Source organism: Novosphingobium sp. PP1Y, assembly GCF_000253255.1.
Lineage (GTDB): Bacteria > Pseudomonadota > Alphaproteobacteria > Sphingomonadales > Sphingomonadaceae > Novosphingobium.
The window spans coordinates 3,715,088-3,741,739 of sequence record NC_015580.1 but is presented as its reverse complement, the minus strand read 5'-3'; the positions used below and the strand labels follow the sequence as shown (position 1 = coordinate 3,741,739).

Here is a 26,652-nt window from a genome sequence, read left to right as displayed (position 1 = left end):
TGTCCTCAGTCGCAAGAATTTGGGCGCCAATGCCCGAGTGTCGCCCAGCCTTCGGGCAAGGCGCCGCAGACGACCTTGCGCAGACCTCCGTGGGCGTGGACGAAGCGGTCCGGGCCGATGGCTATGGCCAGATGATGCTGGCAGGGGCCGGGCCTCAGCAGCAGGACGTCACCGGGCAGGCAGGACCCGCCTGCCGGTCGGAGCGAGAGCTGCCGTGCGATGCCGTCAAGGCCGGGTATCCTGCGCGCTCGCAGGGAGTAGCCGTTGGGAAGCGGGCCCCGTTGACCGCAAGATGCCGCAGCGACTGCGAGGACGCCGACGCAATCCAGGCCGTGGCGAGGATCGCGCCCATGCAGTTTCCAGCGCGTGCCGACCAGTTCCTGAGCGGCACGCGCCAGTTCATCGCCGGTCATTGTATAGGGGAGGGATAGCGCGTGAGCATGTCGTTGCCGGGCAGGAACGGCTCGCCGCGGAAGTTGACGGCATTGCCGAAGCGGGCCGCGCATGTTTCCAGCGTGCGGTCGCAGCCTTCCCGCAGCACCGCTGCGCTGCCGGGCGGGGTCGCTTCGTCCAGTGGCGCATCGAGCACGAGGCCGCCCGCCGGGTCTGCCGACATGATCGTCATCGCGATCCCGGCCCGGGGGCCGTCGACCCAGCGCAGTTCGCCGCCAACATAGAGCGCGGCATCGACGTCCGTCTCGAAAGTGGCCGCGTTCGCCCGCGCGTCGATGGTGAGAAGCTTGACTTCCCGGGTGAACCTTTGCGGATTGAGGTTGCATCCCGGTCCGCAAAACGCCGCACGGCATGTCGGGCTGGCGCGGGGGATCGGATCGCGCTGCAGTTCCGCCTTGCGCGAGGCAAGCGACGCGGAGAAGTCTTCGCCCTCCTGCGTTACTTCACCCAGCGTTCCGGAATAGAGCGTCATCCTTTCCAGGGTCTCCCAATCGATCAGGCCGATAAGCACACGCGAACCGTCGAAGCGCCCGGAGGCAAGGTCGGCTCCGCTGATCGCATCGTCGCTGAGCATGCCTTGAACTTCTACGCTGTCCGGATCGAGGTCGGCGCGCTTGCGGATCGAGGAGGGGACCATTCCCGGCGATGCGCCGTGCAGCACGCCGTCGAACCACAAGTCGCGGTCATGGGTGGTGAAGCCAAAGGTCACGCCGTCGCGGCGCAGGATCCGCCAGAAGGTCGCAACCGTTTCGAGATCCTGTGCAAACCAGGTCCGGGTCATGCCGCCTCCCGGATTTCGATCACGGGAACGCTGGGCGCTTCCCCGGCCGCGAAGGCTGCTCCCGAAATGTCGAGGCGGTCCTCGGCAAAGCGGACCGGCACGTCGAAGAGAAAGCCTGCCCGAACCACGCTCCCCGCCGCCGGGGGATCGTCGAAGAGGATCGTCCCGCCGCCGACCAACGACCAGTTCCCGGCCTGCACCGTGCCATCGACGCTGATCAGGATGGTCGCGAAATCGGGTCGCGTGATCCTGCGGACTTGTGCCTCTTCGCCCTCGCCGTAGCGCTTGACCAGCGCGAAAGCGGTTCGCGCGCCGTCGCCGATACCGATGGACTGGTCGAGCGCAGTCGGCGTCCCGGTCATGGCGTTGGAGCTGTAATCGCTTGGATCGCGCAGGCGAAAGCCGCGTGCCGGACCGCGCCGGGCGCGGAAGAAGGCGATGAGCTGGCCCAGCTCCTGCTCGGAGCGAATGCCCGGCCCGACATCGAAACGCAGGCGGGCATCCGACCACAGGCTGTTGCGCCGCTCGAACCCGGACGCGGTGACGGAAACGGCAGTCGAGAACTCGGGCGAAACACTGGCGTCGTGCCCGAGACGCAGCGGATAGGGTACGTCGTCGAAGGCTTGCATGGCGCTTCCTTGGCTGGCGATGGAAGGGAGGCGGACGAAGCCGTCGCGCGCGATCTGCGGCAGGGCCCAGACGACGATTTCGTGCGGCGCCCGCAATGTGGCTTCGTCGATCCCGGCATCGATCAGGCGCCACTGATCGGCCTGAGTCTGGTAAAGGACGAAGCCGGCCAGATAGTCCTGCTCTTCGGGCGGATAGCCGAGGCGGGCGTTGACTTCTTCATAGGCCCGGCGGCGCGGCGCATCGGCGCCCGCGGTCAGCCAGTCGTAATCTTCCACCTGAAGTCGGTCGAATGCCGGGGCCGCCCAGCCGAGAGGCAGGTTGGCGCGCTTCAATTCGGGCATCTCGGGATCGAGCAGGGTGGGCGTGAAGACGAGGGCAAGCGCTTCCACCGGCTCGGGCGCAACCGCGCCGCGCACGGCAGCGATCACGTCCGCCGTCGATTGCGCAAGCAGCGCGCCTGCTGCGTCGAGCAGGGCCTTCTGTGCATCGTCCAATGCGGCGCGCATGTCGGAGATCGCGGGCGGTGCCCCGCCAAGAGCCGCGACGGCGGCTTCGTCGTAGAGGCAGATGCGGCCATCGGCAAAAGTCCACCACCACGGCTCGCCCACCTGGAAGCGCACCGGCGCGCCCGCTTCGGCCATGAGCAGGGCGAACTCGGCCGCGACCGACTGGAGCCAGGCCATCGCCGCGTCGTTGGCAGGCGAGAGCACGGTCGATGGCGGCGCCCAGCCGGTCAGCGCCGGCTGGCCGAGATGGTCGCGCTGTTTCCAGCCTTCGGGGCAATGCTGGTCGAGCAGTTCGTAGGAAAGCGAAGCCATCGGGCTGAAACCCAGGCGCAGGCACTCGGCAAAGAATGTGCGGTGCCAGTTGCGGGTCGGGGTGTTGAGCGGATCTGCGCTGCTGCCGGTCAGGTAGCTTCCGTCTTTGGCGGCGAGGCGGAAATAGTGGCTCATCCCGAGGTAGAGCACGACCGAGCCACGATAGCCCAGTTGCCGCACATTGCGCAGGAGGCGTGCCGGAGTCTGGACGCCCTGGTCGTCGAACCCGGTGGCCAGGGCAAGGCCATGCGGCGGCATCATGACGTCACCGATTTCCAGCATCGCGCGCGAACCGCCGACCGCGATTTCGCTGATCTCGATCCAGCCTTCGGCTTCGGCGGGCAGGGGATCGGCGCTGCCGTCGTAACCGCGCGGCGCGAAGGAGATGAACATGCGGTCGATGTCGCCCGGCCAGATGCGTTCGCCCGGCAGGGAAAACCCGCTTTCTAGGTCGGAAAAGCGCAGGTCGATCTGCGCGTCCTCGCCGTTGCCTTCGGCATAGTTCCACAGGCGGACGTACCAGGTGCGCGCTGCCCCGCTCTCGTCGCGGCCCTCGATCGTCAGCGTCGGGCCGTAGACGGCATCGAGCGGCAACACACCGCCCGAACGCCAGCGGAAACGGAGCGAGGTATGCGCGTAGTTGCGGTCGGTGCGATAGGCGAGGAGTGGGTGGTCGAGCGTGTCCTCGCTGGCCCAAATCAGGCCGCCGAGATCCGCCTTGCGCAGGAACGACGCATCGACGCGCAGCGCGTCGGCGGCGGTCGAGATCACGGTGGCGACCATCGGGCGGGGGAAGTTGACGGTCCAGAAGCGCGCGTCGAAGCGCTGGATCCAGTCGCTTGCCTGTCCTTGGCGCTGCGATGCGAGCCAGAATGCCATCGGGGTTCTCCGGATTGGGTGAAATATCTGCTTGCTGCCCCGGCGAATTTCCGGGGAGGAAGGCAGTCAGCTTCGGGAAAGCGCGCGCCGCACCGCGCTGGCGACCTGCCGGCTGGAGCGCTGCAGCGATTGGGGGGCGCTCGATCCGCGCGGGGCGACGAGGTTGATGGACACGCGTACGTCGCGCCCCGCCAGTTGGCCGGCCGATCCGGGTTCGACGCGTCCCGCTGAAGTCGGCACGAAAAGTTCCGGGCCCCGCTCGCCGACGAGGTAGCCCCGCCCGGGCGAAACATTGCCGCCGGTAGCCCGGCCGGGCAGCCCGAGCGCCGAGCCGAGAATGCTCCCGAAGTCGACTGGTCCGCCCGAAGCGCCAGCACCGATCCCAAGTGCCGAGGTCAGGCCTTGCGCCGCCTGCGCAGCTATGGCGCCCAGCGCTTCGCTGGCCACGCGCTTGAGATCGTCGAAGCCCATGCTGCCGCTGCGAATGGCCCCGGAAAGGCTGCGTTCCAGTGCATCGCCTGCTTTCGTGAAGCCGGAAACCAGGTCGGTTTCGACACTGGTGCGCATCGCCGCGATGTCGCGGCTAAAGCCTTCTGTGCTGGCCCGCACGTCGACCAGCAGGCTTTCGATTTCGTCATCCATGATCGTTTTCCATCAGCCTTTGCAGCGCCGCGCGGTCGATGCCGGCCGCGGCAGGGTGGATGGGCGCAGGCAGGGCGGCGGCCAGTTCGCAGGGCGTGGCGGACCAGAATTCGTCCGGTCGCCAGCCCAGGTGGCGCGCGGCCACTGCGAACAGGACCAGCGCATGCTCGCCGAACGCAGGGCTCATCCGCTGCCCTTGAGGATCTGGGAGAGCAGTGCGCGCAGCGGTCCGGCACACGCGGCCAGGCCGCAACGGGCGATGGCCTCGCCGATAGCCTCCCGGGATAGCGACTGCCGGTCGGCCAGGCAGTGCCAGAACAGCGCCGCCAGTTCGGACAGACGCAGCTCTCCGGCTCCCGCCCGTTCGACGAGCGCGAAGAGCGGGCCCAGTTCTTCCTCGGCGGCGACCAGGGCGCTGAAGGTCGGGCGCAATACATGCGCGCTGCCGTCGATATCCAAAGCCGCTTCACCCCTTAGCGGATTTGGCGGCGCGCGGTCTGCCTGAGCCTGCCTCATGCCGCCGAAACCTCGCCCGAGCTTTCGAGCTGGAGCGTGTAATTGCGCTCGCCGTTGAAATCGCCGGCATAGTCGAGCCGCTGGACGAGGAAGCTGCCGCGCAGTTTCTCACCGTCCTCGAAGCTCAGTTCGTAGCTGTCGAGCGTGCCGTTCATGGCGTTGGCGCGGATCTGCGCTTCGGCGGCGCTGCCAAGGAAGATTCCTGCGGCGCTGACCGACACGGCACGGACGCCCGCGCCGGAAAGCAGTTCGCGCCAGCCACCGCTGTCCTTGCTGGTGACGACCACGGGTTCGCCGGTGACGGACATCTGCGTGGTGCGAAGGCCGGCCACGGTCTGGAACGCGGCCGGATCGCCTCCGTCGGAGATCTTGAGAAGGAAGGCGCTGCCTTTCTGTGCGGACATCTGCGTACTCCTTGAAAAGGGGAGGGGCTGGGGGATTACTGCGAGAGCAGGCGGAACCTGTATTCGAGCAGGATCGCTCGCCTGCTCTCGGTGCGCTGCTCGGCGCGGGCGCGCAGGAACCGGGCCGAGACGATCGAGAACCCTGACTGTTCGCGCGGCATGGCCTCGATCCGCGCCTCGATGGCGGTGACGAGCGTGGCCGCGGCATCGGGCCGGTCGCCGCGGCAATGCAGTTCCAGCGCCACGCGTACCTCGCGGCCCGAAGCAGTCTTGGTGCTCCAGTCGATGCTGGCGCTGGCGGCAATCGCGAGCCAGGGCAGGCTGGTGCGCAGGGGAGCTTCCTCGACGATGGCGTTCAGCTGTTCTGCCAAAGCGGCATCGGCGGCCAGCCAGTCGAGCAGGGCAGCGCGCAAGGGCACTTCCATGGGTTATCCTTTCGGGAACAGGGGCCAGACCAGTTCGGCGCGGCGCCAGCGGGTCTCGTCGCTGCGGCGGGAAAGATCGCGGGAGCGGGCGCGGGCCTTGCCGAGCCTCGATGCTGCTGCGGTCAGCCGCGAGACGAGCGCGTCTAGAGCCGCGCCCGCTTCGGCTGCAATGAAGCGGCCGGTCATGCCAGGCGCAGACTTCGCCATGGTCGCCAGAGCGCGGCGACGGAGGCGGGCGGCAGCGGGGCCGCCCCCTCCGTTTCCCGCTCCCGGTGCTGGTGCGCGGCGAGGCGGATCACGCCGTGCCGCAGGGGCGGGGGCAGATCGTCCCATTCCGCCGCGAGGCCGGCGGTAAAGCGCACCGCAATGCGCCTGTCCGGCACGTTCGTCAGCAGGCGGACGCGCCCCGTCCCGTCGGCATCGAGATCGATGTCGTAACGGTCTGCCGCAAGCTGCGCACGGGTGCCATCGGACCTTACGGCATAAAGCGCGGTGATCGCGTGTACCGGGCGCGTGGCGAGAGTGAGCCACCCCGAAGCGGCGTCCAGTATTTCCTCGCATTCGGACTCGAGCGGCCTTTGCCCGGTGAAGGACTCGAACAGGTCGAGCGCGGTTTCCAGCAGGGCCTGCAGTGCCCCATCGTCCTGCGTGGTGGTAATGCCGAGCCATTGCTTGATTTCGGCGAGCGCCGAACTCGGCAGCGTGGCCGGCGAAAGGATGACCCGGTTCATCGGTGTCTCCATCGATAGGGGAAGTGTGTCGTCCCGGCGCAGGCCGGGACGACCGTTCGATCAGGCCGCGATCTTGAGGAGCTTGATCGCGTCGCTGTCGAGCACCTGTCCGCCGATGCGCTTGGTGGCGTAGAAGTGGACGAAGGGCTTGTTGGTGTAGGGATCGCGCAGGATGGCGGTCGCGCTGCGTTCGGCGATCAGGTAGCCGGCGCGGAAGTTGCCGAAGGCGATCGGGCACTGCCCTGCAGCGATGTCGGGCATGTCCTCCGCCTCGATGACCGGATAGCCCAGCAGGCGATCGGGCTGGCCTTCGACGAGGCCCGGCTGCCAGACGAAGGCGCCGTCGCTGGTCTTGAGCTTGCGCACTTCGGCCAGCGTCGCCGAGTTCATCACCCAGCTCGCCCCCTGCCGGTGCCCGGCCTTGAGTGCATGGACAAGGTCGATCAGCTTGAGATCGGGCGCAGTATCGAAGCCCCCGGCATCGCCCGAGACGAGGTGCTGCAGCGTCCCGAAAGTGCGCGCGGCATCGGCGGCGGTGCTGGTTGGGGCGGAGAGAAAGCCCATCGGCTGGTTGACCCCGTCACCGCCGACGAAAGCCGCGCCCTCGGCCCGGGCGAACTCGGTGGCGATCTCGTCGGCCAGCCAGGACTGGAGGTCGAAGACCGCGTCGTCGAGCATCGTCTGGCTTGCTGCCGGATTGGCATAGAGTTCCCCGGTCGGCGGGGCGATTTCGGCGAAGCTGGGCGTGTCGGTCTGCGGGCGCGCGGCGGTCTCGCTGACCCAGCCGGAGGCAGTGCCGCCGGTCGTTACCAGCTTGCGGTAGCCCGCGCTGCCGGTCTGCACGACCTGGGCGATTGCGCGGATCGGGCTGATCGCGGTGAGGCGCGAGGCGATCAGCGCGTCGATTTCCTGTGGCACGGCATAGCCGCCATCGGCTGCGACGGCGCCGGAGATCGACTTGAGCTCGGTCTCCCGGCCGTGGCGCAGGTAGCCCTCGACGAAGCCCTTCACTTCAGGGCTGGCGGGGGCGCTGCCGGCGATCACCGGGCGTGCGGCGGCGCGGCTGACGCGCTCGAGGCGGGACTTTACGTCCGCGACGTCGGTGCGGATCTCGGCCACGGCGGCCTCCGTCGCATCCTGCCGGGCGACGAGATCGAACGAGGCTTCGAGGTTTTCGGTGGGCACGGGGGTTTCCATCAGCAATTGCCTTTCGGTCGGTGGGGAAAGTGGGTGCAGCCCGGAAAAGGGCACGGTTCAGCAGACGAGGTGAACGCGCGCGCCGTGCTGCATGGGGCGGGTGACGAGGCTGACTTCGAACAGGTCGATGTCGAGCAGTTCGCGCCCTTTGCGGCCGGAGCGGCTGGCCCGGGCGCGGTAGCCGAACGAGAGTCCCGAGACGGCCCCGCGCCGCAGGGAGAGGGCTGCCCCGCCCTGCGTATTGTCCAAGGCAGCGATCACGCGCAGGCCCCGCGCATCTTCGGCCAGAGATTCGACCCAGCCGATGCGCAAGTCCGGACGGTGCTGCCAGAACAGCGGCACCGGATCGCGCCGCTCGGCAAGGGTGCGGGCGAAGGCGCCGCTTCGGATCGTGTCGCGGCCGGCGTCAGGGCGGTCGAACAGGGCGGCGTAGCCGGCAAAGCGCGGGCCGTTCATCGCAGCAACTCCGTCGCGCCGAGGCGGACTGCAATGCCAAGGAGCAGCAGGGCCAGCAGTCCGCGCACGATCCAGCCGATGGCCGCCGTCTGGGCGCTGGCCTTGGCGTCGCGCCAGGCCTGCAGCAGTTCTCGCAACTCGCTTACGTCCTCGTGGGCGGTGGCATCGTCGAGGCCGATCCGTTCGAGCATCCGGCTCGCGCCCAGCTCGCTCGCTTCCTCGACGATGGCGCGCAAGGTGACGATGTCGTTGCCCTTGTCCGCCGCCTGCGAGACGAGGCCGGTCAGCATGTCGCTCTTGGTCATCACTTGTCCTCCGCATGATCAGGGCGTTCGGGCAGGCCGAGCAGGGCGCGCTTTTCCGAAGCGGCGAGGAATTCGGCAGCGCCGACTTGCGCCCAGAGCCGCTCACGGTCTTCGGCAAGCGCCGGAATCCGGTCGAGATCGACGGCGAGCGTGGCATCGGGGAACCACGGGGCCAGGCCTTCGCCGATTGCCGCCAGCAGCTTGGCGGCAAGCGGCAGCAGGGTCAGGCGCCAGAGCGCGCGGTTGGCCTCCCGGTAGTTGGCGTAAGTCGAATCTCCCGGCAGGCCGAGCAGCATCGGCGGCACTCCGAAGGCCAGCGCGATGTCACGCGCTGCAGCAGCCTTGAGCGTGGCGAAGTCCATGTCGGCGGGGCTCAGCGCCATGGCCTGCCACTTGAGCCCGCCTTCGAGCAGCATCGGGCGGCCTGCGTTGCCCGATCCGGCAAAGGCTGAGGACAGTTCGCTGCGGAGACGCTCGAACTGGTCGCCTGTCAACGCGTTGCCGTCACCCGCTTCATAGACGAGCGCGCCTGAGGGCCGGGCGGCGTTCTCCAGCAATTGCCGGTTCCAGTGCGAGGCGGCGTTGTGGGTGGCTATCGCCTCATTCGCGGCGGTCAGGCACCCGGCGCCGTAGTGGTCGTCCGCCGGATGGAAGTGGCGGATGTGGATGAGGTTGGGCGATGCGTCCTCGTCGAGCAGGGGAATGGTCAACTGGCGCCCGGCGACGGCGTACGTGAATGCGCTCGGCCAGCCGTCGTCCCCGGCCACGATCGTCATCCTTTCGGGCCGCAGGGCGAATAGCTCGGCAGGGCGGCCGCGCCCATCCTTGATGACCTGCACATAGGCGTTGCCATGCAGCAGCAGGTGCGAGGCGATGGTTTCTAGCAGGGATTGCCCGGCGCTTGTCGCTGCGACGAGGGCCATGAGCCCCGGATCGCCGGACTGCAGGGGCGCGCCGGCGATCCCTTCCGCTACCAGCCGGACCGCGCGCTGGGCCACCGGATTGTCGAGATAGGCCTGGCGCACGGCACGGTTGTATTCGAAGGGTATCCGCCCGCCGCCGCCATCGGCGAAGAACCATGGCGAGGCTGGCCTTCGCGCCAGAGGCGCGCGGGCACTCTCGCCCTTGAAGGCGGCGGCGAGCGTATCGATGAAGGACATGGGAATTGCCTTTCGCTGGTTGGCTCAGGTGACGCGCACGCGCGGCGCGGCGGGGCGGTCGAGCAGCAGTTCGGTAAGGGCCCAGACAAGGGCGTCGGCGCGGTCGGGCGAGCGGCCCGGGCCCTGGTAGGCACCGCCCGCGATCAACCCGCAAAGCTCGTCCTCAAGCGCGGGAAACTGTCCGGCGTGGCGGACCTTTCCTGCCTCGTAGAGCGCGGCGACCGGCTCGGCCCGGGCGACCTTGCCGCGGCTGGCGTGGACCAGCCGGATCGGCAGCGAGACGTCGGCGGCGCGCAGGACGCTGGCGACCATCGCTCCGCCCTGGTTGGCTTCGGCGACGACGCGGTCGGCCTGCCATGCAGCCGCAGCGCCCGCCACGGCGCGGGCCCAGCGTTCCGGGCTCGCCTTTTCGACCGAGGCATCGGCGAGAACATGCCCGCGGCCTTCCCCGCAGCGGGCTGCCACGACGATCCCGCAGGCGTCGCCGCCTGCCGACGCAGGCGGGTCCACGCCGATGACGACGCGAACCGGTTCGGCGGGCGCGCTTGTCCGGGTCGCTTCGATCAGGACGCGGGTCCAGAGCGCGCCTTCGATATCGTCGAGCAGTTCGCCGTCGAGCTCCTGGCGTCCGAGCAGGGACTTGCCGAAGGTGCGCCGCATGTCGCGCAAGTAGCTGGGCGGCAGGTTGTCGCGGTTGTCCTCGGTCCTGCCGCGGGTGATGGCGAGTTCGTCGCCGGGTTCGGCAAGCAGGCGCTGGACCAGCGGGACGGCGCGCGGCGTCGTCGTCGCCATGGCCTGTGCCCTGTCGCCAAGGCGCAGGCCGAACAGCAGATTGTCCCAGGTACGTCCTGCCTTGCCACCGGCGTTATCCCATTTGGCGATCTCGTCGCACCAGGCATGGCTGTGCTGCGGACCGCGCAGCGATTCCGGTTCGCCGGCCGAATAGAGCAGGGCCTGCGCGCCGCTGGGCCAGATCAGCCGGCGCAACGACGGCTCGAAACCCGGCGCGCGGCACGGCGGAGAGATTGCGAGCAATCCGCTTTCGCCCTCGACCATGACCGCGCGTACTTCGGGCAGGGTCGCCCCCACCAGCGCAATGCGCGCCGCGGGATCTGACTCTGCAATCGAACGAACCCATTCGGCACCTGCGCGGGTCTTGCCGAAACCGCGGCCGGCCATGACCAGCCATGTCCGCCAGTCGCCCGCAGGGGGAAGCTGCCCGGGGCGTGCCCAGAGCCGCCAATGGGTGAGGAATTCGGCCTGTTCGGCCTCGCTGAGTTCGCGCACCCGCCTGCGTCTCTCGCGCAGCGGCAGCGAAAGCAGCCAGGCCAGGCGTTCACTGCGTCTCATCGGCAACCCTGTCCTCATCCGAGATGGCAGCACTGCTGCGGGCGCGCATCCGGTCCAGCTTGGCGTCGATGGCATCGAGGATGGCCCCGGCATCGCGGCTTTCGCGCTGTGCTCGCTGCCTGGAGACCGCTTCGCGGTGGAGTGTGAGCAGGCGCAGGGCAGTGGCGTTGTCGAAGAGGCGCGCGCCGCGCCGGGAACCGGCCGCGGGCTTCACTTCCCCTTCGCGCAGCCGATGCAGCAGGTTCATCTCGAGGTGGTCGTAACCCTCGCAAAGCGCCTCGTGCCAAGCGCGACAGAATTCGGGGTCCTGGCGCCGGGCTTCGTAGGCCAGCGCCGGGGCAATACCGGCCTTGCGGGCAGAGGCGGCGACGTTCGAGCTTGCCGCCAGTTCGGAAAGGAAGCGCGCGCGCCAGTCATGCTCGGCCGACGACGCGGGTTCCGCCGGAACGGGACACGCGATGCGGCCGGACGAAAGTGTGTCCGTCATGATCGATCCATGATGAGAGGAATGCTCGCGAACCGAGGCCCTTGGGCGACCCGGTTTATCGCGATGTTCCTGCTGTGTACCGAAAGAGCGTGACGATGTCAAGCATAAATAACCAAATAGGTTATTACTTGTCGGGAAACCCGCCTGCCTCTAAGCACGCGCCTACTGAATCCTCCGGAGAATTCGATGCTGCGTCGCCTTTACGATTGGACCATGGCCAAGGCCGCGCATCGGCATGCCGAATGGTGGCTGGCTGCCTTCGCCTTCGTGGAGGCCAGCTTCTTCCCGGTGCCGCCGCATCCCTTGCTGGGCCTGATGTGCCTGGCCGAACCGAAGAAGGCGATTCGCTTTGCGATCATCGCCACCCTTGCTTCGGTAGCCGGCGGCCTGCTCGGCTACGCGATCGGCCATTTTGCCTACGAAGCCTTCGGCGAAACGCTGCTGCGCGCGCTGGGCCTGTCGGAAAGTTTCCCCAAGGCGGCCTGCTACTTGCGCGAATACGGGGCGGAAATCATCGTCGTGAAGGGGGCGACGCCGATCCCTTTCAAGCTGCTGACGATCACCGCAGGCTTCATCGGCATGAACCTCGCGGTGTTCGTAGGGGCGTCGATCGTTTCCCGTTCGATCAGTTTCATGATCGTAGGCGTGCTGTTCCGACTCTTCGGCGCGCCGATCAAGGCGGTGATCGACAAGCATCTGGGCAAGGTCACCGCCGCTTTCGCTGTGCTCGTGGTAGCCGGTTTCCTTGCCATTGCCTTCCTCGGCGGCGGCGCGGAGCAGACCAACGAGAAGTGCGAAGCAGTTGCGGTGACGCAAACGGCATGATCCCGCATAAACAGGCGGAATCGTAAACGTCGGCTCAGGGATTCATCGCGGTTGCGGAGATACTTGACTGGAATATGACTTGTGGCATTCTCTACTTGCTGCACTGCAATATGTGGGCAGTGCCGGAAGGAGGGCTATGGCTGTTCGGATGGATGGAGCAAGTCAGGATTTCATGAAGCAGCTCGAAGGCTACGGGCTTTCGACCATAGAGATCCACTATTTCCTGCCGGACCATCCGAAGCTGCTTCAGCTCTTCGCATTTCAGCAATACGATGTGGCGCCGCGCTTCCCGGTACTTCGCGGATTTCTCGACTACTGGAGCCGGGAGATCGAAGGACCGCTGCATTCGGTCCGGATCGCGCACAAGCACCTGATCGGTCCACAGGAATGGCAGGCCGTGGACGGGATCATTTCCATCCACTGACGACTTGAGGCACAAGGCGTAGCGGGAACGGCAGGGGCCGACGCGGGTTCTTGCCGTAACCGGTAACAGGAGAACGCCATGCCCCTCAAGATAGCCGTCATCGTCGGCAGTTTGCGCGACGAATCGTTCAATCGCAGGCTGGCCAAGGCGATGGTGGCCCTGCCCGAAGCGCAAGGCCATAGCTTCACCTTTGCCGATATCGGTGCGCTGCCGCTCTACAATCAGGATCAGGACGACGATCAGCCGCAGGCCGTCAGGGACCTGAAGGCGCTTGTAACCGAGTCCGACGGGGTGATCTTCGCGACGCCGGAATATAACCGTTCCATCCCCGGCGTTCTCAAGAACGCGATCGATCATGGATCGCGTCCCCCGGGGCATAGCTGCTGGAAAGGCAAGCCGGCGGGCGTGATCGGCACTTCGCCGGGGAAGCTGGGCACCGCAGCCGCGCAGCAGCACTTGCGCAACGTTCTGGCCGTCCTCGACATGCCCACCCTGGGCTTGCCGGAAGCCTATCTGCAATGGAGCGACGACCTGCTGACCGCGCAGGGCCAGTTCGCTGAAGGCACGGTCGGCTTTGCGGGGAAATGGATGACGGCGTTTCTTGGCTACGTCGCCCTGCATTCCGGCAAGGGTTGAGCGCACGGGCGAGGTGCAAGGATCGACAGGCGCACGCTGACGCCTGCCGATCGCGTCGTGTCAGATGATGCCCACTGTCTTGCCGGCGCGCGTGAACATGCCGATGATCTGCTCGACCTGCTCGGCCGAATGTTCGGCGCATAGCGAGCAGCGCAGCAGGGTCATGTTGGCGGGGGTTGCCGGCGGCCTTGCGAGGTTCACGTAAAGGCCCTCGTGCAGCAGCGCTTCCCACATCGCCGCGCCGCGCTCGAGGTCGGGCATGATAACCGAGATGATCGCGCTTTGCGGCTCGTTCGTGCCCAGTTCGAACCCGGCTTCGCGCAGGCCCTTGTGCAGCGTGCGCGAGTTTTCCCAGAGGTGCGCCCGCTTGTCGCTGGCATTCATCAGCTTGCGGATCGAGGTGCAGGCGGTGGCGACCACGCTCGGCGGAAGGCTTGCGGTGAACACGTAGGGGCGGCACACGAGGCGCATAATCTCGAACTTGGGATGGTTCGAGACGCAGAACCCGCCGACCGTGCCGACCGACTTGGAGAAGGTGCCGATCACGAAATCGACATCTTCGAGACAGTCCTGGTCTTCGGCGACGCCGCGGCCGTTGGGGCCGATGAAGCCCATTGAATGCGCCTCGTCGACCAGCACCATTGCGCCGTACTTCTTGGCGACGGCGATCATTTCCTTGAGCGGGGCGATGTCGCCCAGCATGGAGTAGACGCCTTCGAGAATGACGAGCTTGCCGGCGCCTTCGGGAATGCGGCGCAGGCGCTTTTCCATCGCCTCGATGTCATTGTGCTTGAAGGGCACGACTTCGGCGTCGCCCATCTTGCAGCCGTCCCAGATCGAGGCGTGGCTGTCGATATCGAGGACGATGTAGTCGCCCTTGCCCGCGATGGTCGAGATAATGCCGAGGTTGGCCTGATACCCGGTCGAGAAGACCATGGCGTGATCCATGCCGTAGAATTCGCAAAGCGCTTCTTCGACGGCCTTGTGCCCGGCGTAGGTGCCGTTGAGCACGCGGCTGCCCGTGGTGCCCGAGCCGAAATCGTCGAGCGCCTGCTTGCCCGCCTCGATCACGTCGGGATCGAAGGTCATGCCCATGTAGTTGTAGGTGCCGAGCAGGATCGTCTCGCGGCCGTTGCACATTGCCACGGTCGGTGAAAGCACCCGCTCCATCACGAGGCCGAAGGGATCCGTGACGCCGGAGGCGAGCAGGTTCTCGCGCATCTGGATCAGCGGGTCGAACTTGCTGAAAAGGTCTGCGTGGGTTTCGGTTACATTGTCGCTGAGCATGTCGGTCATGGGCCGTTTCCTTGGGAGTTCCGTCAGCCCTGGAGCTTGACCACGGCGTCGACGAGCTGGCCGTAATTCTCGATCTCGGCCTGCTGGTTCATCGAGATGATGATGTCGAATTCGTCTTCGATCGCCGCGACGAAATCCATGACGGTGAGGCTGTCGAACTCAAGGTCGTCGGTAAAGCGGGTCGAGTCGGTGATCTCAATGCCCTTCTTGTTGAAGGGTTCGATCAGTGCGGCGATCCGGGCCGAGGTTTCTTCGCGGTCCATGGTCTTTTCAACTCCGATAGGGTCCGGCGGCTCTCTGGCCGGGAAATGCGGCGCAAAAGCGGCGCTGCACGGCAAAGTCAAGCTTACTCGTAGGCGGCCGGATCATAAACGCTCTAGATCAGAGCCTTCACGGCCTGCATGAAGGGGCCGATCGAGACCGGCTTGGCCAGATAGCCTTCTGCGCCTGCCTCGCGAATCCGCTCCTCGTCGCCCTTTCCTGCATAGGCGGTGACCGCCAGGACCGGGATCGTGCGCAGGATAGGGTCCTTCTTGGCGGCCTCGATCAGGTCCAGGCCTGATACATTGGGCAACTGGATGTCCATGATGACGAGGTTGGGCACGAAATCGCGCGCGCGGTCGAGCGCATCGAGGCCGTCGGCAACCGGCTCCACGGCGAAGCCCTGGCTCTTGAGCACGTCGCAAAAGAGCTTCCGATTGAGGTCGTTGTCCTCGACAACGAGGATTCGCTTTGCCATTCGACGCCTGGACACCATCTAGGGGTTCCCTACCGCTCTATGTGACGCAAGCGAGGCTGACAATTCTCAGAGACAAGCCATCCCCAGCCAACGACGATCCGCAGGCCCTGGCCTTGAATGCCCTGGGCTGGGTGCTGGGCGACGACGATCGAGCGACCCGTTTCCTTGCCCTGACCGGACTGACGCCCGATTCGCTACGCGCTTCGCTGGGCGAACCGGCGACGCTGGCGGCGGTCATCGAGTTCCTGTGCGCGCACGAGGCCGACCTTGTTGCCGCTTCCGAGGCACTGGGCATTGCTCCGGGAACGCTGGTCGCGGCGCGTGAAAGGCTGGCACGATGAAAAAGCCCCTGCTCATTACCGACTGCGATGAAGTACTGCTCTACATGGTCACGCACTTTCGAGACTGGCTGGCCGAGGATGAAGGCGTGACCTTCGATCTCGCCCGTAGCGACTTCTACCGGTCGATGCGCCGTGCCGACAGCGACGAGCCGCTTGCTGAACAGGACGCCTGGCGTCTGCTCAACAAGTTCTTCGACGGCCAGATGCACCGGCAGACCCCGGTTGAGGGCGCGATTGCGGCGATCGGGACGATCTCCGAACATGCTGACGTCGTCGTTCTCACCAATCTCATGGATTTCCGCAAGGAAGCGCGCACCCGGCAACTTGCCGACCACGGCATCGACCTGCGCGTCTATACCAACCAAGGACCGAAGGGGCCTGCGCTGAAGGCAATTCTCGATGAGTATGCGCCGAGCCAGGCGGTATTTATCGACGATCTGGCCGTGCATCATGGCTCGGTTCGCGACGTCGCCCCAGACATCGGCCGGCTGCACTTGTGCGCGGAGCCGAGCATCGCCCCGCATATTCCCTGCGCCCACAAGGCCGGGGACGCGCATGTCCGCATCGACGATTGGGACAGCGCACTGCCCTGGTTGCTCGACCGCCTCGTCAATCCCACGAAGGCTGCTCCCCAGGCCGCCGAAACTTCGAAGGACAGTGAAGACAAATGAGTGAAATCGACGCCCGCCTTGAACAGCTTGGCCTCGTCCTGCCCCAACCGGCCGCGCCCGTTGCCGCCTATGTCCCCGTCGTCGTTTCCGGCGACGTGGCCTATGTCTCGGGCCAGTTGCCTTTCGTCGAGGGCAAGCTGGTGACCGGACGCCTCGGCGAGGATGTCTCGCTCGAGCAGGGCATCGAGGCAGCGCAGGCCTGCGGGGTGATGATCCTCGCCCAGCTCAAGGCAGCGATCGGGTCGCTCGACCGGGTCGAGCGCGTGGTGAAGCTCGGGGCCTTCGTCAATTCCACCGGCGACTTCACCGATCAGCCCAAGGTCGCCAATGGCGCCTCGGAGCTGATGGCTGCCGTCTTCGGCGAAGCCGGGCAGCATGCGCGAAGCGCAGTCGGCGTGCCGGTGCTTCCGCTCGGCGCCGCCGTCGAAGTGGATGCCATCATTGCTCTTCGCCCTGCTTGATCGCTGGATCGCGCCGGCCCCCGATCCGCGCAAGGTCGCGTGGGTCGGCGCGCATAACTACGCCCATCGCGGGCTTCATGCACCGGGCGTGCCCGAGAATTCCTGCGCCGCCATAGAACGTGCGATTGCCGGCGGTTACGGGATCGAGTGCGACGTGCAGCGTTCGGGGGACGGCCAACCGGTCGTCTTTCATGACTTCGACCTCGATAGACTGACGCAGGAGAGCGGGCCGGTGGCCCGGCGCAGCGCGGCCCAGCTCGGCGCCATGCAGCTGTCGGGAACGGCGCAAACGATCCCGACCCTGCGGCAGGTCCTCAAGCTCGTCGACGGACAGGTGCCGATTCTGATCGAGGTAAAGTCGAGCCGCGAGCAGCGCGTGGCCGCGACCTGCCTGGCCGTGCGCCGCGTGCTGGAAGGCTATACCGGCGCGCACGGAGTGATGAGCTTCGATCCGCGCGTCGCGGGCTGGTTTCGCAGGCACTCGCCGCACACCGTGCGCGGCCTTGTCGTGACCGAGGGGGAAGATCGCGCCCTTCCGGGGAGGATCCGCAGGCGTCTTGCACTCTGGCACGCCAGACCCGATTTTCTGGCCTACGACATCCGCGATCTGCCCAGCAGGTTCGCTGCGAGCCAGCGGCGGCGGGGCATTCCGGTCGCCACCTGGACGGTGCGTTCGGCCGAACATCGCGATCGTGCGGCGGTCCACGCCGATGCCCCGATCTTCGAAGGCGTCGTGGTGGCAGAGAAAGGAGCGGGCGCGGCAGCGTGAGCGAAGGCGAATTCACGGCGAAAATCCATTCCGCCATCGGGGCGCTTCCCGCTGGTGAGTGGGATGCCCTTGCCGGGGGCGGCAACCCTTTCGTTTCCCACGCCTTTCTCAGCGCGCTCGAGGAATCGGGCAGTGTCGGCGGGCGCAGCGGCTGGCAACCGGTCCCGATCACTATCGAAGGGCCGAACGGAAGCCTTGCCGCAGCCTTGCCGTCCTATCTCAAGCAGCACAGCCAGGGCGAATATGTCTTCGACCATGCCTGGGCCGATGCCTGGCACCGGGCCGGGGGCGAGTACTATCCCAAGCTGCAGATCGCCGTGCCCTTCACCCCGGCAACCGGCCCGCGCCTGCTGACGCCGCATCCCGAACTGACATTGCCACTGCTGCGCGCGGCGGAAACGCTGTGCCGGGACAACGGTTTTTCCTCCGCTCACGCCACTTTCATCGAGCCTGCGCAGGTCCCGCACTTCGAGAAGGCCGGTTGGCTCCTGCGCGAGGATATCCAGTTCCACTGGGAAAACCGCGAGTATGCGAACTTCGAGGAATTCCTGGCCGCGCTGTCGTCGCGCAAGCGCAAGGATATCCGCAAGGAGCGCGCAAAGGCGCAGGAGGGCGTCGAGATACGCACCCTGCGCGGCGAGAATATCCGCGAGGAGCACTGGGACGCGTTCTGGGAGTTCTATCAGGACACCGGAGCCCGCAAGTGGGGGCGGCCCTACCTGACGCGATCGGCCTTCACCCTCATGGGCGAGACGATGGCGGACCGCATTCTGCTGGTGCTGGCCTTCATCGACGGCGAGCCGGTGGCCGGTGCGCTGAACTTCATCGGCGAGGAGGCGCTCTACGGTCGCTACTGGGGCGCGCGGATCGACAAGCCGTTCCTGCACTTCGAGCTGTGCTACTATCAGGCGATCGACGCCGCGATCGCGCTGGGCCTCTCTCGCGTCGAGGCCGGGGCCCAGGGCGGGCACAAGCTGGCGCGTGGCTATGAGCCGGTGCGCACGGTTTCGGCGCACTACATCGTCCACGACGGCCTGCGCGAGGCGATTGCCGAGTACCTTGAGCGGGAACGCGCCGGCATCGCCCAGGACCAGCTGTGGCTGGGCGAGAGAGTGCCCTTCCGCAAGGCCTGAACCGGGGCCGAGCGATCCGTCGCAGGGCGTTCTAGGCGGCGCGGCGCATCGAGGCCGAGAGCCATTCGCGCGCGCGGCGCTGGGCTTCGGCGATTTCGCGCGCCGTCATTTCATCGGCGACTTCCGCGCGGCAGGTAGCGGCTTCCTCGTGACCGGCTACGGCGGCGAGGTTGAACCACTTGTGCGCTTCGATCAGGTCGCAGGCGGCGCCATGGCTGCCCGTTGAGTATGCGACTCCGAGATCGAAATAGGCGGACACGTCTCCTTGCGACGCAGCAGCAAGGCAATTAGCGACCAGCAGGTCTTCAGCTTCGATATCCGCGGCCGAAGCGCTGGTGAATGCGTCGTTCTTGATCCAAACAGTTTGCATCTTCCGATACCCCCCCTGTCCAACAAAGCCCGTTTTGGCAGTTCGACACGGCTAGGCTGGACCAGTGATGGTCAACAAACCGTTAACGTTGTTTGTGGAACTTTGCGCATGTCCTCGCGAACCCGCGCCGTTTCGAAGCCGGATTCACGTTTTTTGTGGAAGGGGGCGCATCTGCCCTTGTGCCGCGCATACCGCGCATTTATAGGCGCGACCAACCGCGGATCTTCGAGAGGTTACCGGAAAAACCGGGGCCGCAGGGCGATGAAGGTTCGGGGCATACGTGCGGAGATTCTCTGGATGGCAACGGCCCTGTCTGATGAAATTGATGTGCTTTCGAAAGCAAAGCGCGTCCTGGGCGGCTCTTATGTCGCCGAACCTGACGAACCCTACATGTGCGAAGCGCAGCAGGATTATTTCCGCCGGCTGCTCATGGCCTGGAAACGGCTGATCCTCGACGCTTCTGCGGGCACCCTGCAGCAGTTGCAGGACGGTCCGATTCGCGAGCCGGACCTCAACGATCGCGCGTCGAGCGAGACCGACTGGGGTATCGAACTGCGCACCCGCGACCGTCAGCGCAAGCTGATCGCCAAGATCGATTCCGCCCTGCGCCGTATCGAGGAAGGCGAATATGGTTTTTGCGAAGTGACCGGCGAACCGATCGGCCTCGGCCGACTCGAGGCGCGTCCGATCGCGACCATGACCGTCGAGGCGCAGGAAGCGCACGAGCGCCGCGAAAAGATTTCCCGCGACGACTGACCCATTCTGGCACGGTAGTTCATCTCGCCTGAGGGATTACCGTGCCGTTAACTCTTTTTTCGTCACTCGGGACTAACCTTCGTCAGGTAGCGTGTCTGCTCGTGCAAGTCTCTGTTTGTACGGGCATTATCGGCACTGGATGGAGCTTATGATCAAAGGCGAAAATCGGCAGATCGCGCGCGACAGCCTGTTTCTGCTGGCCGATCTGCGTGTCGATGGCCTCGACGGCGAATTCCGCATCAAGGTGCGCAACCTCTCCGCTGGCGGGATGATGGGCGAAGGCACGGTCCGCGTGGTGCGCGGATCGAAGGTCTCGGTCAGCATCCGCAATGTCGGTTGGGTCGACGGGACAGTCGCCTGGGTGCAGGAAAATCGCTTCGGCGTCGCCTTTCAGGATGACATCGATCCGAAACTGGCGCGTGCGCCGGTCAGCATCGGCGAAGATCCCTCGCCGCGTTTCGTGCGCAATCACCAGCCGCCGGTTACGGGCGTGAAGGGGCTGCGCAAGATCTGATTCCTGTCCGCCGGCCGTCGCAGGGCAAAGGCGTTTTTCCCACAAGATCGAGAGTTTCGTGCGAAATCGTCGCTTGCGCATTTGCGGCGCGGCGGAAATCGATTAGTCCGGCAAGCATGCTCCCCACGCGCAAAGCCTTCCGGGCCCTTGCCCCCCTGGTCGCGCTGACGCTGGGCGCCTGCAGCGGCTTCGACAACTCGACGCTGAATGTGGCGGTGATCGGGGAACTGAGCGATCCGTTCCAATCCGGCAAGGATGTGACGGCATCCGGCCAGTTGATCCGCGCCGCGACGGTAGAAGGCCTTGTCGCCTTTGACGAAAAGGGGCGGGTGATCCCCGCGCTGGCCGACCGCTGGATCGTGACCGACGATGGCCAGAGCTACATCTTCCGCCTGCGCGATGGGGATTGGGCCTCGGGGGACCCGATCTCGGCGGAATCGGCGAAGAAGGCGCTCGATACTGCGCTGAAGTCCCTGCGACGCACTACCTTCGCACTGGACCTGGCCGGGCTCGACGAAGTGCGCGTCATGGCCGGCCGCGTCATCGAGATCCGTCTCGATCGCCCGATGCCTTACCTGCTTCAGCTTCTCGCCCAGCCTGAACTTGGGCTCTATGAGGACAAGCAGGGCAATGGTCCGATGCGCATGAAGAAGATCGGCGATGTCGCGCGCCTGACGCCGATCGATCCATCGACCCTGGGCCTGCCGGAAATCCAGAACTGGGACAAGCGCACCCGCAACATCGACCTGCTCTCACTCAGCGGACCCGAAGCGGTCCAGCGCTTCAACGACGGCAAGACGGACCTGGTCCTCGGCGGACGGATCGAGGATTTCCCGCTGACCCGTTCGGTTGGCATCTTGCGCGGGACGATCCAGCTCGATCCGGTGGTCGGCCTGTTCGGGCTTCAGGTCATGAACGACAAGGGCTTCCTTGCCGATCCGGCCAATCGCGAAGCGCTGGCGATGGCGATCGACAGGGATGCGTTGATCGAGCAGTTTCGCCTCGGCGGCTGGAAGCCCACGACCCGGATCGTGACGCCCAGTCTTGATGGCGATCTCGGCACTATCGGCGAGCGCTGGAGCGAACAGTCATTGGAAGAGCGGCGTGCCGTCGCCGCCGCGCGCGTGCGCATCTGGCAGGCTTCCGCAAAGCAGGACGGCGACAAGGAAAAGAAGGCGGGCAGGGCAGAGACCGGCTCGGGTGGCGGAGCGGCGGCCGGGCCGCAGATCAGCATCTGGCTACCGCAAGGGGAGGGGTCCGACATCCTGCTCGAGAAGCTCGGCAACGATTTCGCGGCGATAGGGCTGCGCCTCGAAAAGGCGGAGAGTGACGATACTGCAGACCTGGCGCTTGTCGACGACGTTGCGCGCTATCCCCGGGCGGTCTGGTACCTCAATCATTTGTCCTGCCGTGCGAAATTCGGTCTGTGCTCGCAGGAAGCGGATGCGCGTGTCAGTGAGGCCCTGGCGGCAGCGACGCCGGAAGAACGCGCCGCGCTGATGACCGAAGCCGAGGCGGAACTGACCGCGGAAAACGTCTATATTCCCTTCGGTTCGCCGATCCGCTGGTCGCTGGTGCGCGGCAGCGTCGATGGCTTTGCCACCAACAGCTGGGGGTGGCATCCCTTGATGCCCCTGGCATGGCTCCCCAGATAGGAAGCTGAGTAAAGGCAACCAGAAGGAGTGGCCGAGCCTTGGCGATCGGAGAGAATTCCGCGCGGCGGATGAACATGGAACTGCCGATCGGCACCGATCCGATGTCGATCCGCCGCCGCATCGAGGCGCTGGAACTGGTCCTCGAGCGGGCCTTCGAAGTGCCCGGCATCCGCTACAAGGTCGGTCTCGACGCCATCGTCGGCCTGGTCCCCATCGCCGGCGACCTGATCGGTGCGGCGCTGGGCATGTACCTCGTCTGGGAAGCCCGCAACCTGGGCATGTCGAAGTGGCAACTTGCGCGCATGACCGCCAATGTCGGCGTTGACACCGCGCTTGGCGCAGTCCCGCTGGTGGGCGATGCCTTCGACTTCGTGTTCCGCTCGAACAGTCGCAATCTCAGGATCATCCGCAAGCACCTCGACAAGCATCATCCCGAAACCCGGATCATCGAGGGTTGAGCAAATCGATGCGCAGATTTGTCTCGCTGGCCGCCGTGTTGGTTCTTGCTGCATGCGGCAAGGGCGAGAATGACCCCGGTCCGGGCGGCGTGACCGTCGGCGAGGCCCGCGCGCTCGACGAAGCTGCGCAGATGCTCGACGATCGCCGACCGCCTGATGAGGCACTCTATTCGACCGACGCTCCCGCAGAATCGGCCACCGGCGCGCTCAGCAGCCAATAGTCCTGACGTAAAACCTCAGTCGAAGCTCACCTTGCCGCGTCCGGCCTTCACGGCGCCGCGGATCTTCTTGCCCTTCAGGCGCTGGGTCTTGCCAACGCGATTGAGGCGGCTCTTGGCGCGCTTTTCGGGCAGCTTGTGCGCCTCGCGCAGCAGTTCGGCCATGCGCTCGCGCGCATCGGCGCGATTGGCTTCCTGGGTGCGGAACGTGCGTGCGGTGAGCACCAGTTCGCCCTTGCCGGTCATGCGGCTTCCGGCGAGCTGCTTGAGCCTTGCGAAGACCGGTGGGGCCAGGCGCAGGGCGTAGACGTCGAGGCGCAGCTGCACCGCCGTTGCCACCTTGTTGACGTTCTGGCCGCCCGGACCGGCCGAGGCGATGAAAGACTCGGTCGCGAGGGCGTTGGCGCGCTCGACGACCGCTTCAATCATCGGCAGGGCTGAGGTCTTCGGAGCCGGAGTCTTCAAAGCCGGGGTCGACGAAACCGAGGGCGGCGAAGTCTGCGGGAAGCGGGGCGATGGCGACGATGGGGGCTTTCTCGCCGCGCGGAACGGTGAGGGCGGCGGCATGAAGCATGGTCCGTGCCCCGGCCTTCTTCGTCCCATAGACCGGATCGCCGAGCAGCGGCATGCCGAGGCCTGATGCGGCATGCACGCGGATCTGGTGGGTCCGGCCGGTTTCGGGGCGGAATTCGATAAGCGTCAGGCCGTCGCGCGTGTCGAGCTTGCGCCAGTGCGTCACCGCGGGCTTGCCCTTGCGCGCCGGGATCATGCGCCAGCCGTCCTTGGCCGTGCTCACCTTGGACAGCGACAGGGCGATCGTGCCCTCGTCCTCGGCCGGAACACCGGTCACGATGCCGAGATAGCGCTTTTCGACGAGGCGCTCCTCGAACGCCGCGGCAAAGCGCTTGAGCGCCTTGGGATTGCGGGCCAGCAGCAGGCAGCCGGAGGTGTCGCGGTCGAGGCGGTGAACGGGCGCGGGCTCACGCTGGAAGCCCAGCTTGAGCGTGTCGATATAGTCGTCAAGGCTCACCCCGCCGGCCCGGGGGCGGTCGAGCGGCAGGCCTGCAGGCTTGTCGATGACGAGCGCTTCGCCGTCTTCGAAGAGAATTTCCAGTTCCATCAAGTGACTTTCATCAGGCAAGGGCCTTCGCAATGCGGCGCAATGCCTCGGTAAGTTTGGCCTCGTCGGCGGCGAAGCTGATGCGGAAGCCGTTGCGGCCGCCGAAACCCGATGCCGGAACGATCGCGACGCCGTTTTCGAGAAGGTGGAGCGCAAGGCCGGTATCGTCGCCGAAACGCTGCATCAGCGGGGCGGCATCGACCATGCAGTAGAAGGCGCCGTCGGGCGTCGGGGTCGAGAGACCGGGAATGGCGTTGATCGCCGAGACCACCATGTCGCGGCGGGCGCGGAAGCGCTCGCACCACTCTTTCAGGAAGTCCTGCGGGCCCTCGAAGGCGGCCACGGCAGCCGCCTGGCTGATCGAGCAGGGATTGCCCGATGAATGCGACTGCAGCTTTTCCATGGCCCTGATCAGCCATTCCGGTCCGGCGGCCACGCCGATGCGGAAGCCGGTCATCGCATGGCTCTTGGATACGCCCGAGATGGTCAGGATGCGGTCGGCAAGGTCCGGGCACAGGTTCGCCAGGGTCGCGTGCGGCTCACCGGTGTAGTTGATCGGCGCGTAGATGTCGTCCGAGAGGACCATGATGCGCGGATGGCGGCGTAGGACTTCGCCGATGCCGCGCAGCATGTCGGCCGGGTAGTAGGCGCCGGTCGGATTGCCCGGGCTGTTGAGCAGCAGCCATTGCGTGCGCGGCCCGATCTGCGCTTCGAGGTCGGCAGCGGTAAAGCGGAAGTTGTCCCGCGCCGAGGTCATCAGCGGCACGACGCTGCCGCCAGCGAAGCGGATGATCTCCGGATAGCTGACCCACCAGGGGCAAGGTACGATCACTTCCTCGCCCTCGCTGATCGTGGCGAGCAAGGCATGGAAGATCGCCTGCTTGCCCCCTGCGCTGACCGTGACCTGCGAGGCGGGGACCTCGATGCCGAGGTCGCGCGCGAAGTGCAGCGCGGCGGCCTGCTTGAGCCGCGAAGTGCCGCCCACCGCGGTATACTTGGTGTCGCCTGCGTCGAGCGCGGCCTTGGCGGCCTCGATCACGTGGGGCGGGGTGGCGAAATCGGGTTCGCCAACCGACAGCGAGATAATGTCGACGCCTTGTTCGCGAAGCTGGATGGCGCGGTCTGTCATCGCCGTCGTCTGGGACGGGGCGATGCGGGAGAGGGCATGGGACGTGTGCATCAGGTGAGCAGTCTGGCCGGAATGAGGCCGCGCAGGGCGTTGCCGATGAAGAACCCGCCGGCAAGATCGTCGAGCGTCAGCGCGGCTTCGGCGGCGCGGCCCTCGTCGAGCAGCGAGCGGCGCAGGACGCCGGGCAGCAGGCCGAGATCGGCAGGAGGGGTAAGCAGCTTGCCGTCGCGTTCGACGAACAGGTTGGTAAAGCAGCCTTCGGTGACGAGCCCGTCGTCGCGCAGGAAGATCGCTTCGTGCGCCCCGGCTTCTTTTGCCGCGACGAGGCCAGCCTCGTAGAAGCCGCGGTCGCTGGTCTTGTGACGCAGGCGCCAGTCGCCGCTGTCGACCGGCATGCGCAGCACCGCAACCGTCGCCGGTTCGGGCAGGCTTTCGGTCACGTCCGCCAGTTCGAGCGCGTAGGCTCCGCTGCGCGCGGCGACGAGGCGCAGCTTGGCAGGGCCTTCGGCATCGAAGCACAGCGCCTGGATCGCATTGCGCACGGCGTGGCGATCGAAAGTGAAACCGAGCGCGGCGGCGCTGGCCTTGATCCGTTCCAGATGCAGTTCGAGCAGCGGAATGCCGTCTTCCGGCGTAAAGCGCATGGTCTCGATCAGATCGAAGCTCGCGGGCGAGGCCGTGCCACCCATATGACGCGCTTCCGACTCTCTCACGAAACCCCCTTTGATCAGGCATTCCCGCCATTCGGGAAGCGCTTGCGAATCGGCAACGATGGCCGATCCGACCCCTAGCACCGCTTTGCCCCCGCCATTCTCGCCGGGAGTGAGCCGCAAGGTGCGGATTGCCACATTAAACGCGGCATCGCCAGAGGGTTCGATCCGCCCGATAGAGCCGCAATAGGGCCCCCGTAAGTGGCGTTCGACCTGCGCGATCAGTTCCATTGCCCGGATCTTGGGCGCACCGGTGATCGAGCCGCAGGGAAACAGCGCGCGCAGCACGTCCACTGCGCCATTGCCCGGGGCAAGCGTCGCGCCGACCGAGGACACCATCTGGTGGACGGTCGGGTAGGTCTCGATCGTGAAGGGATCCTCGACCCGTACAGACCCCGCTTCGGCCACGCGCGAAAGGTCGTTGCGCATGAGATCGAGGATCATCAGGTTCTCGGCGCGATCCTTGTCGGAAGCCGCCAGTTCCTCGCGCAGGCGCTCGTCCTCAGCCTCGTCGCGTCCGCGCGGGCGCGTGCCCTTCATCGGCTTGACCCGCACCGACCGGTCCTTGAGCGAGAAGAACAGTTCGGGCGAGAAGCTCAGGATCCAGTGGCTGCCGTCATGGATCAGCCCGCCGTAGCCGGCGCCGGCGGCGGGTCGGATGGCTGCATAGAGCGCGAAGGGATCGCCCCGCCATGGCCCTTCCAAAGGCATCGTCAGGTTGGCCTGATAGATGTCGCCGTCGCCGATCGCGCGGTGCAGCGTGTCGAAGGCTTGCTCGTAGTCCCCGATCGGGACTTGCGGGTCGAGCGGGCCGATCGCCGCGGCATCGTCGGGCGCGCAGGAGGCCAGCCAGGTCGGCACGTCGGCAGCCGGGATGGTCTCGTAGCCTGCGAAGACGCCGAACCATACGAGCGGGCCGACAGCGCCGGTGCGCTCGGCAAGCAAACCGGCCAGCCGCGGCTCCAGCGCAAGGCCGGCCTCGTAGGCCATGTATCCGGCCAGGTGGCGGCCTTCGCGCTGCAGGGCTTCCAGGCGTTCCAGCGCCGGCGCGACGTCCTGCGCCCGCCGCGCCTCGACGATTTCGAGCGGTTCGCGGTAGAGCCGGGCTCCGGCTGCGCCCAGGGTGCGGGCGTCATCGAGAAGGACGAATGGACTGGTCATGGTGCGTGTTTCGCCCCGCCTTTAGCCGCGCA

Annotated in this window: 37 protein-coding genes; 13 read left to right on the top strand and 24 right to left on the bottom strand. The window is 66.3% G+C overall.

What is annotated here, in order from left to right; all coding sequences use genetic code 11:
* Positions 1-5: 5 nt before the first annotated feature.
* From PP1Y_RS25560 to PP1Y_RS23595, 16 genes are all read right to left on the bottom strand, one after another.
* Positions 6-413: a hypothetical protein gene (locus PP1Y_RS25560; protein WP_083835241.1), complete on the bottom strand. Its 408-nt coding sequence runs from the start codon at positions 411-413 to the stop codon at positions 6-8.
* Positions 410-1,234 carry a DUF2163 domain-containing protein gene (locus PP1Y_RS23665; protein WP_013834429.1) on the bottom strand — a complete coding sequence of 275 codons (825 nt, stop codon included), beginning with the start codon at positions 1,232-1,234 and terminating at the stop codon, positions 410-412. The genes PP1Y_RS25560 and PP1Y_RS23665 overlap by 4 nt, the downstream gene beginning before the upstream one ends.
* Positions 1,231-3,561, bottom strand: coding sequence for a DUF2460 domain-containing protein (locus PP1Y_RS23660; RefSeq protein WP_013834428.1), 2,331 nt, complete (start codon positions 3,559-3,561; stop codon positions 1,231-1,233). The genes PP1Y_RS23665 and PP1Y_RS23660 overlap by 4 nt, the downstream gene beginning before the upstream one ends.
* Positions 3,562-3,627: 66 nt before the next feature.
* The gene (locus PP1Y_RS23655) at positions 3,628-4,203 is read right to left on the bottom strand and encodes a hypothetical protein (protein WP_013834427.1); all 576 of its coding nucleotides are present in this window, start codon (positions 4,201-4,203) and stop codon (positions 3,628-3,630) included.
* Positions 4,196-4,390 carry a phage tail assembly chaperone gene (locus PP1Y_RS23650; RefSeq protein ID WP_041559146.1) on the bottom strand — a complete coding sequence of 65 codons (195 nt, stop codon included), beginning with the start codon at positions 4,388-4,390 and terminating at the stop codon, positions 4,196-4,198. The genes PP1Y_RS23655 and PP1Y_RS23650 overlap by 8 nt, the downstream gene beginning before the upstream one ends.
* A complete protein-coding gene (locus tag PP1Y_RS23645; protein ID WP_013834426.1) occupies positions 4,387-4,719 on the bottom strand; it encodes a gene transfer agent family protein in 333 nt (110 codons plus the stop codon). The genes PP1Y_RS23650 and PP1Y_RS23645 overlap by 4 nt, the downstream gene beginning before the upstream one ends.
* On the bottom strand, positions 4,716-5,123 hold the full coding sequence (locus tag PP1Y_RS23640) for a phage major tail protein, TP901-1 family (RefSeq protein WP_013834425.1): 408 nt from the start codon (positions 5,121-5,123) through the stop codon (positions 4,716-4,718). Before PP1Y_RS23640 ends, PP1Y_RS23645 begins: the two co-directional genes overlap by 4 nt.
* 35 nt (positions 5,124-5,158) lie before the next feature.
* The gene (locus tag PP1Y_RS23635; protein ID WP_013834424.1) at positions 5,159-5,548 is read right to left on the bottom strand and encodes a DUF3168 domain-containing protein; all 390 of its coding nucleotides are present in this window, start codon (positions 5,546-5,548) and stop codon (positions 5,159-5,161) included.
* Positions 5,549-5,551: 3 nt separating this feature from the next.
* Positions 5,552-5,734, bottom strand: coding sequence for a hypothetical protein (locus PP1Y_RS23630; protein ID WP_041559145.1), 183 nt, complete (start codon positions 5,732-5,734; stop codon positions 5,552-5,554).
* The gene (locus PP1Y_RS23625) at positions 5,731-6,279 is read right to left on the bottom strand and encodes a phage head-tail connector protein (RefSeq protein ID WP_013834423.1); all 549 of its coding nucleotides are present in this window, start codon (positions 6,277-6,279) and stop codon (positions 5,731-5,733) included. Before PP1Y_RS23625 ends, PP1Y_RS23630 begins: the two co-directional genes overlap by 4 nt.
* A 60-nt stretch (positions 6,280-6,339) precedes the next feature.
* The gene (locus tag PP1Y_RS23620; protein ID WP_013834422.1) at positions 6,340-7,476 is read right to left on the bottom strand and encodes a phage major capsid protein; all 1,137 of its coding nucleotides are present in this window, start codon (positions 7,474-7,476) and stop codon (positions 6,340-6,342) included.
* A gap of 57 nt (positions 7,477-7,533) precedes the next feature.
* Positions 7,534-7,932, bottom strand: coding sequence for an HK97 family phage prohead protease (locus PP1Y_RS23615; protein ID WP_013834421.1), 399 nt, complete (start codon positions 7,930-7,932; stop codon positions 7,534-7,536).
* Positions 7,929-8,237: a DUF6127 family protein gene (locus PP1Y_RS23610; RefSeq protein ID WP_013834420.1), complete on the bottom strand. Its 309-nt coding sequence runs from the start codon at positions 8,235-8,237 to the stop codon at positions 7,929-7,931. The genes PP1Y_RS23615 and PP1Y_RS23610 overlap by 4 nt, the downstream gene beginning before the upstream one ends.
* A complete protein-coding gene (locus tag PP1Y_RS23605; protein ID WP_013834419.1) occupies positions 8,237-9,397 on the bottom strand; it encodes a phage portal protein in 1,161 nt (386 codons plus the stop codon). The genes PP1Y_RS23610 and PP1Y_RS23605 overlap by 1 nt, the downstream gene beginning before the upstream one ends.
* A gap of 24 nt (positions 9,398-9,421) precedes the next feature.
* A complete protein-coding gene (locus tag PP1Y_RS23600; protein WP_013834418.1) occupies positions 9,422-10,747 on the bottom strand; it encodes a DNA-packaging protein in 1,326 nt (441 codons plus the stop codon).
* On the bottom strand, positions 10,734-11,234 hold the full coding sequence (locus PP1Y_RS23595; RefSeq protein ID WP_041559144.1) for a hypothetical protein: 501 nt from the start codon (positions 11,232-11,234) through the stop codon (positions 10,734-10,736). Before PP1Y_RS23595 ends, PP1Y_RS23600 begins: the two co-directional genes overlap by 14 nt.
* 186 nt (positions 11,235-11,420) lie before the next feature.
* On the opposite strand from PP1Y_RS23595, the gene PP1Y_RS23590 reads away from it, so the two are divergent.
* The 3 genes from PP1Y_RS23590 (at position 11,421) to PP1Y_RS23580 (ending at position 13,119) form a co-directional block, all read left to right on the top strand.
* Positions 11,421-12,059, top strand: a complete 639-nt coding sequence (locus tag PP1Y_RS23590; protein ID WP_013834417.1) for a YqaA family protein — start codon at positions 11,421-11,423, stop codon at positions 12,057-12,059.
* A gap of 148 nt (positions 12,060-12,207) precedes the next feature.
* A complete protein-coding gene (locus tag PP1Y_RS23585) occupies positions 12,208-12,483 on the top strand; it encodes an usg protein (RefSeq protein WP_013834416.1) in 276 nt (91 codons plus the stop codon).
* Positions 12,484-12,561: 78 nt separating this feature from the next.
* The gene (locus PP1Y_RS23580) at positions 12,562-13,119 is read left to right on the top strand and encodes an NADPH-dependent FMN reductase (protein ID WP_013834415.1); all 558 of its coding nucleotides are present in this window, start codon (positions 12,562-12,564) and stop codon (positions 13,117-13,119) included.
* Positions 13,120-13,179: 60 nt separating this feature from the next.
* On the opposite strand, the gene PP1Y_RS23575 is transcribed toward PP1Y_RS23580, so the two are convergent.
* The 3 genes from PP1Y_RS23575 to PP1Y_RS23565 form a co-directional block, all read right to left on the bottom strand.
* Entirely contained in the window at positions 13,180-14,415 is a 1,236-nt protein-coding gene (locus PP1Y_RS23575) for an aminotransferase class I/II-fold pyridoxal phosphate-dependent enzyme (protein WP_041559143.1), read from the bottom strand.
* A 23-nt stretch (positions 14,416-14,438) separates the two neighbouring features.
* The gene (locus PP1Y_RS23570; RefSeq protein WP_007012868.1) at positions 14,439-14,678 is read right to left on the bottom strand and encodes an acyl carrier protein; all 240 of its coding nucleotides are present in this window, start codon (positions 14,676-14,678) and stop codon (positions 14,439-14,441) included.
* A 113-nt stretch (positions 14,679-14,791) separates the two neighbouring features.
* On the bottom strand, positions 14,792-15,154 hold the full coding sequence (locus tag PP1Y_RS23565) for a response regulator (RefSeq protein WP_007012869.1): 363 nt from the start codon (positions 15,152-15,154) through the stop codon (positions 14,792-14,794).
* A gap of 41 nt (positions 15,155-15,195) precedes the next feature.
* On the opposite strand from PP1Y_RS23565, the gene PP1Y_RS23560 reads away from it, so the two are divergent.
* Genes PP1Y_RS23560 through PP1Y_RS23540 form a run of 5 tightly spaced genes read left to right on the top strand, consistent with a single transcriptional unit; the run spans position 15,196 to position 18,529 of the window.
* Complete coding sequence (locus tag PP1Y_RS23560) at positions 15,196-15,495, top strand: DUF3572 domain-containing protein (protein ID WP_232512550.1); 300 nt, start codon at positions 15,196-15,198, stop codon at positions 15,493-15,495.
* The gene (locus tag PP1Y_RS23555; protein ID WP_013834413.1) at positions 15,492-16,166 is read left to right on the top strand and encodes a hypothetical protein; all 675 of its coding nucleotides are present in this window, start codon (positions 15,492-15,494) and stop codon (positions 16,164-16,166) included. Before PP1Y_RS23560 ends, PP1Y_RS23555 begins: the two co-directional genes overlap by 4 nt.
* Positions 16,163-16,627: a RidA family protein gene (locus tag PP1Y_RS23550; protein WP_013834412.1), complete on the top strand. Its 465-nt coding sequence runs from the start codon at positions 16,163-16,165 to the stop codon at positions 16,625-16,627. The genes PP1Y_RS23555 and PP1Y_RS23550 overlap by 4 nt, the downstream gene beginning before the upstream one ends.
* Positions 16,599-17,396 (top strand): glycerophosphodiester phosphodiesterase family protein, encoded by a 798-nt coding sequence (locus tag PP1Y_RS23545; RefSeq protein WP_013834411.1) that lies wholly within the window; start codon positions 16,599-16,601, stop codon positions 17,394-17,396. The genes PP1Y_RS23550 and PP1Y_RS23545 overlap by 29 nt, the downstream gene beginning before the upstream one ends.
* Positions 17,393-18,529, top strand: a complete 1,137-nt coding sequence (locus tag PP1Y_RS23540; RefSeq protein ID WP_013834410.1) for a GNAT family N-acetyltransferase — start codon at positions 17,393-17,395, stop codon at positions 18,527-18,529. Before PP1Y_RS23545 ends, PP1Y_RS23540 begins: the two co-directional genes overlap by 4 nt.
* A 31-nt stretch (positions 18,530-18,560) precedes the next feature.
* Here PP1Y_RS23540 and PP1Y_RS23535 read toward each other — a convergent pair whose 3' ends face one another.
* On the bottom strand, positions 18,561-18,899 hold the full coding sequence (locus PP1Y_RS23535; protein ID WP_007012875.1) for a sel1 repeat family protein: 339 nt from the start codon (positions 18,897-18,899) through the stop codon (positions 18,561-18,563).
* 297 nt (positions 18,900-19,196) lie between these two features.
* On the opposite strand from PP1Y_RS23535, the gene dksA reads away from it, so the two are divergent.
* From dksA to PP1Y_RS23510, 5 genes are all read left to right on the top strand, one after another.
* Positions 19,197-19,655: an RNA polymerase-binding protein DksA gene (dksA, locus tag PP1Y_RS23530; RefSeq protein WP_013834409.1), complete on the top strand. Its 459-nt coding sequence runs from the start codon at positions 19,197-19,199 to the stop codon at positions 19,653-19,655.
* A gap of 148 nt (positions 19,656-19,803) precedes the next feature.
* Complete coding sequence (locus PP1Y_RS23525) at positions 19,804-20,169, top strand: PilZ domain-containing protein (RefSeq protein WP_007012877.1); 366 nt, start codon at positions 19,804-19,806, stop codon at positions 20,167-20,169.
* A 116-nt stretch (positions 20,170-20,285) separates the two neighbouring features.
* Complete coding sequence (locus tag PP1Y_RS23520) at positions 20,286-21,824, top strand: ABC transporter substrate-binding protein (protein WP_013834408.1); 1,539 nt, start codon at positions 20,286-20,288, stop codon at positions 21,822-21,824.
* A gap of 74 nt (positions 21,825-21,898) precedes the next feature.
* Positions 21,899-22,282, top strand: a complete 384-nt coding sequence (locus PP1Y_RS23515; RefSeq protein ID WP_013834407.1) for a DUF4112 domain-containing protein — start codon at positions 21,899-21,901, stop codon at positions 22,280-22,282.
* Positions 22,283-22,290: 8 nt separating this feature from the next.
* On the top strand, positions 22,291-22,503 hold the full coding sequence (locus PP1Y_RS23510; protein ID WP_041559141.1) for a hypothetical protein: 213 nt from the start codon (positions 22,291-22,293) through the stop codon (positions 22,501-22,503).
* Between the two features lie 15 nt (positions 22,504-22,518).
* On the opposite strand, the gene arfB is transcribed toward PP1Y_RS23510, so the two are convergent.
* The 4 genes from arfB to pabB are packed head-to-tail and all read right to left on the bottom strand — an operon-like array spanning position 22,519 to position 26,620.
* Entirely contained in the window at positions 22,519-22,929 is a 411-nt protein-coding gene (gene arfB / locus PP1Y_RS23505) for an alternative ribosome rescue aminoacyl-tRNA hydrolase ArfB (RefSeq protein WP_013834406.1), read from the bottom strand.
* Positions 22,922-23,620, bottom strand: coding sequence for an RluA family pseudouridine synthase (locus PP1Y_RS23500; protein ID WP_013834405.1), 699 nt, complete (start codon positions 23,618-23,620; stop codon positions 22,922-22,924). The genes arfB and PP1Y_RS23500 overlap by 8 nt, the downstream gene beginning before the upstream one ends.
* Before the next feature lie 13 nt (positions 23,621-23,633).
* Positions 23,634-24,800, bottom strand: a complete 1,167-nt coding sequence (locus PP1Y_RS23495) for a pyridoxal phosphate-dependent aminotransferase (protein ID WP_013834404.1) — start codon at positions 24,798-24,800, stop codon at positions 23,634-23,636.
* Positions 24,800-26,620 carry an aminodeoxychorismate synthase component I gene (pabB, locus tag PP1Y_RS23490; RefSeq protein ID WP_013834403.1) on the bottom strand — a complete coding sequence of 607 codons (1,821 nt, stop codon included), beginning with the start codon at positions 26,618-26,620 and terminating at the stop codon, positions 24,800-24,802. Before pabB ends, PP1Y_RS23495 begins: the two co-directional genes overlap by 1 nt.
* Positions 26,621-26,652: the final 32 nt, after the last annotated feature.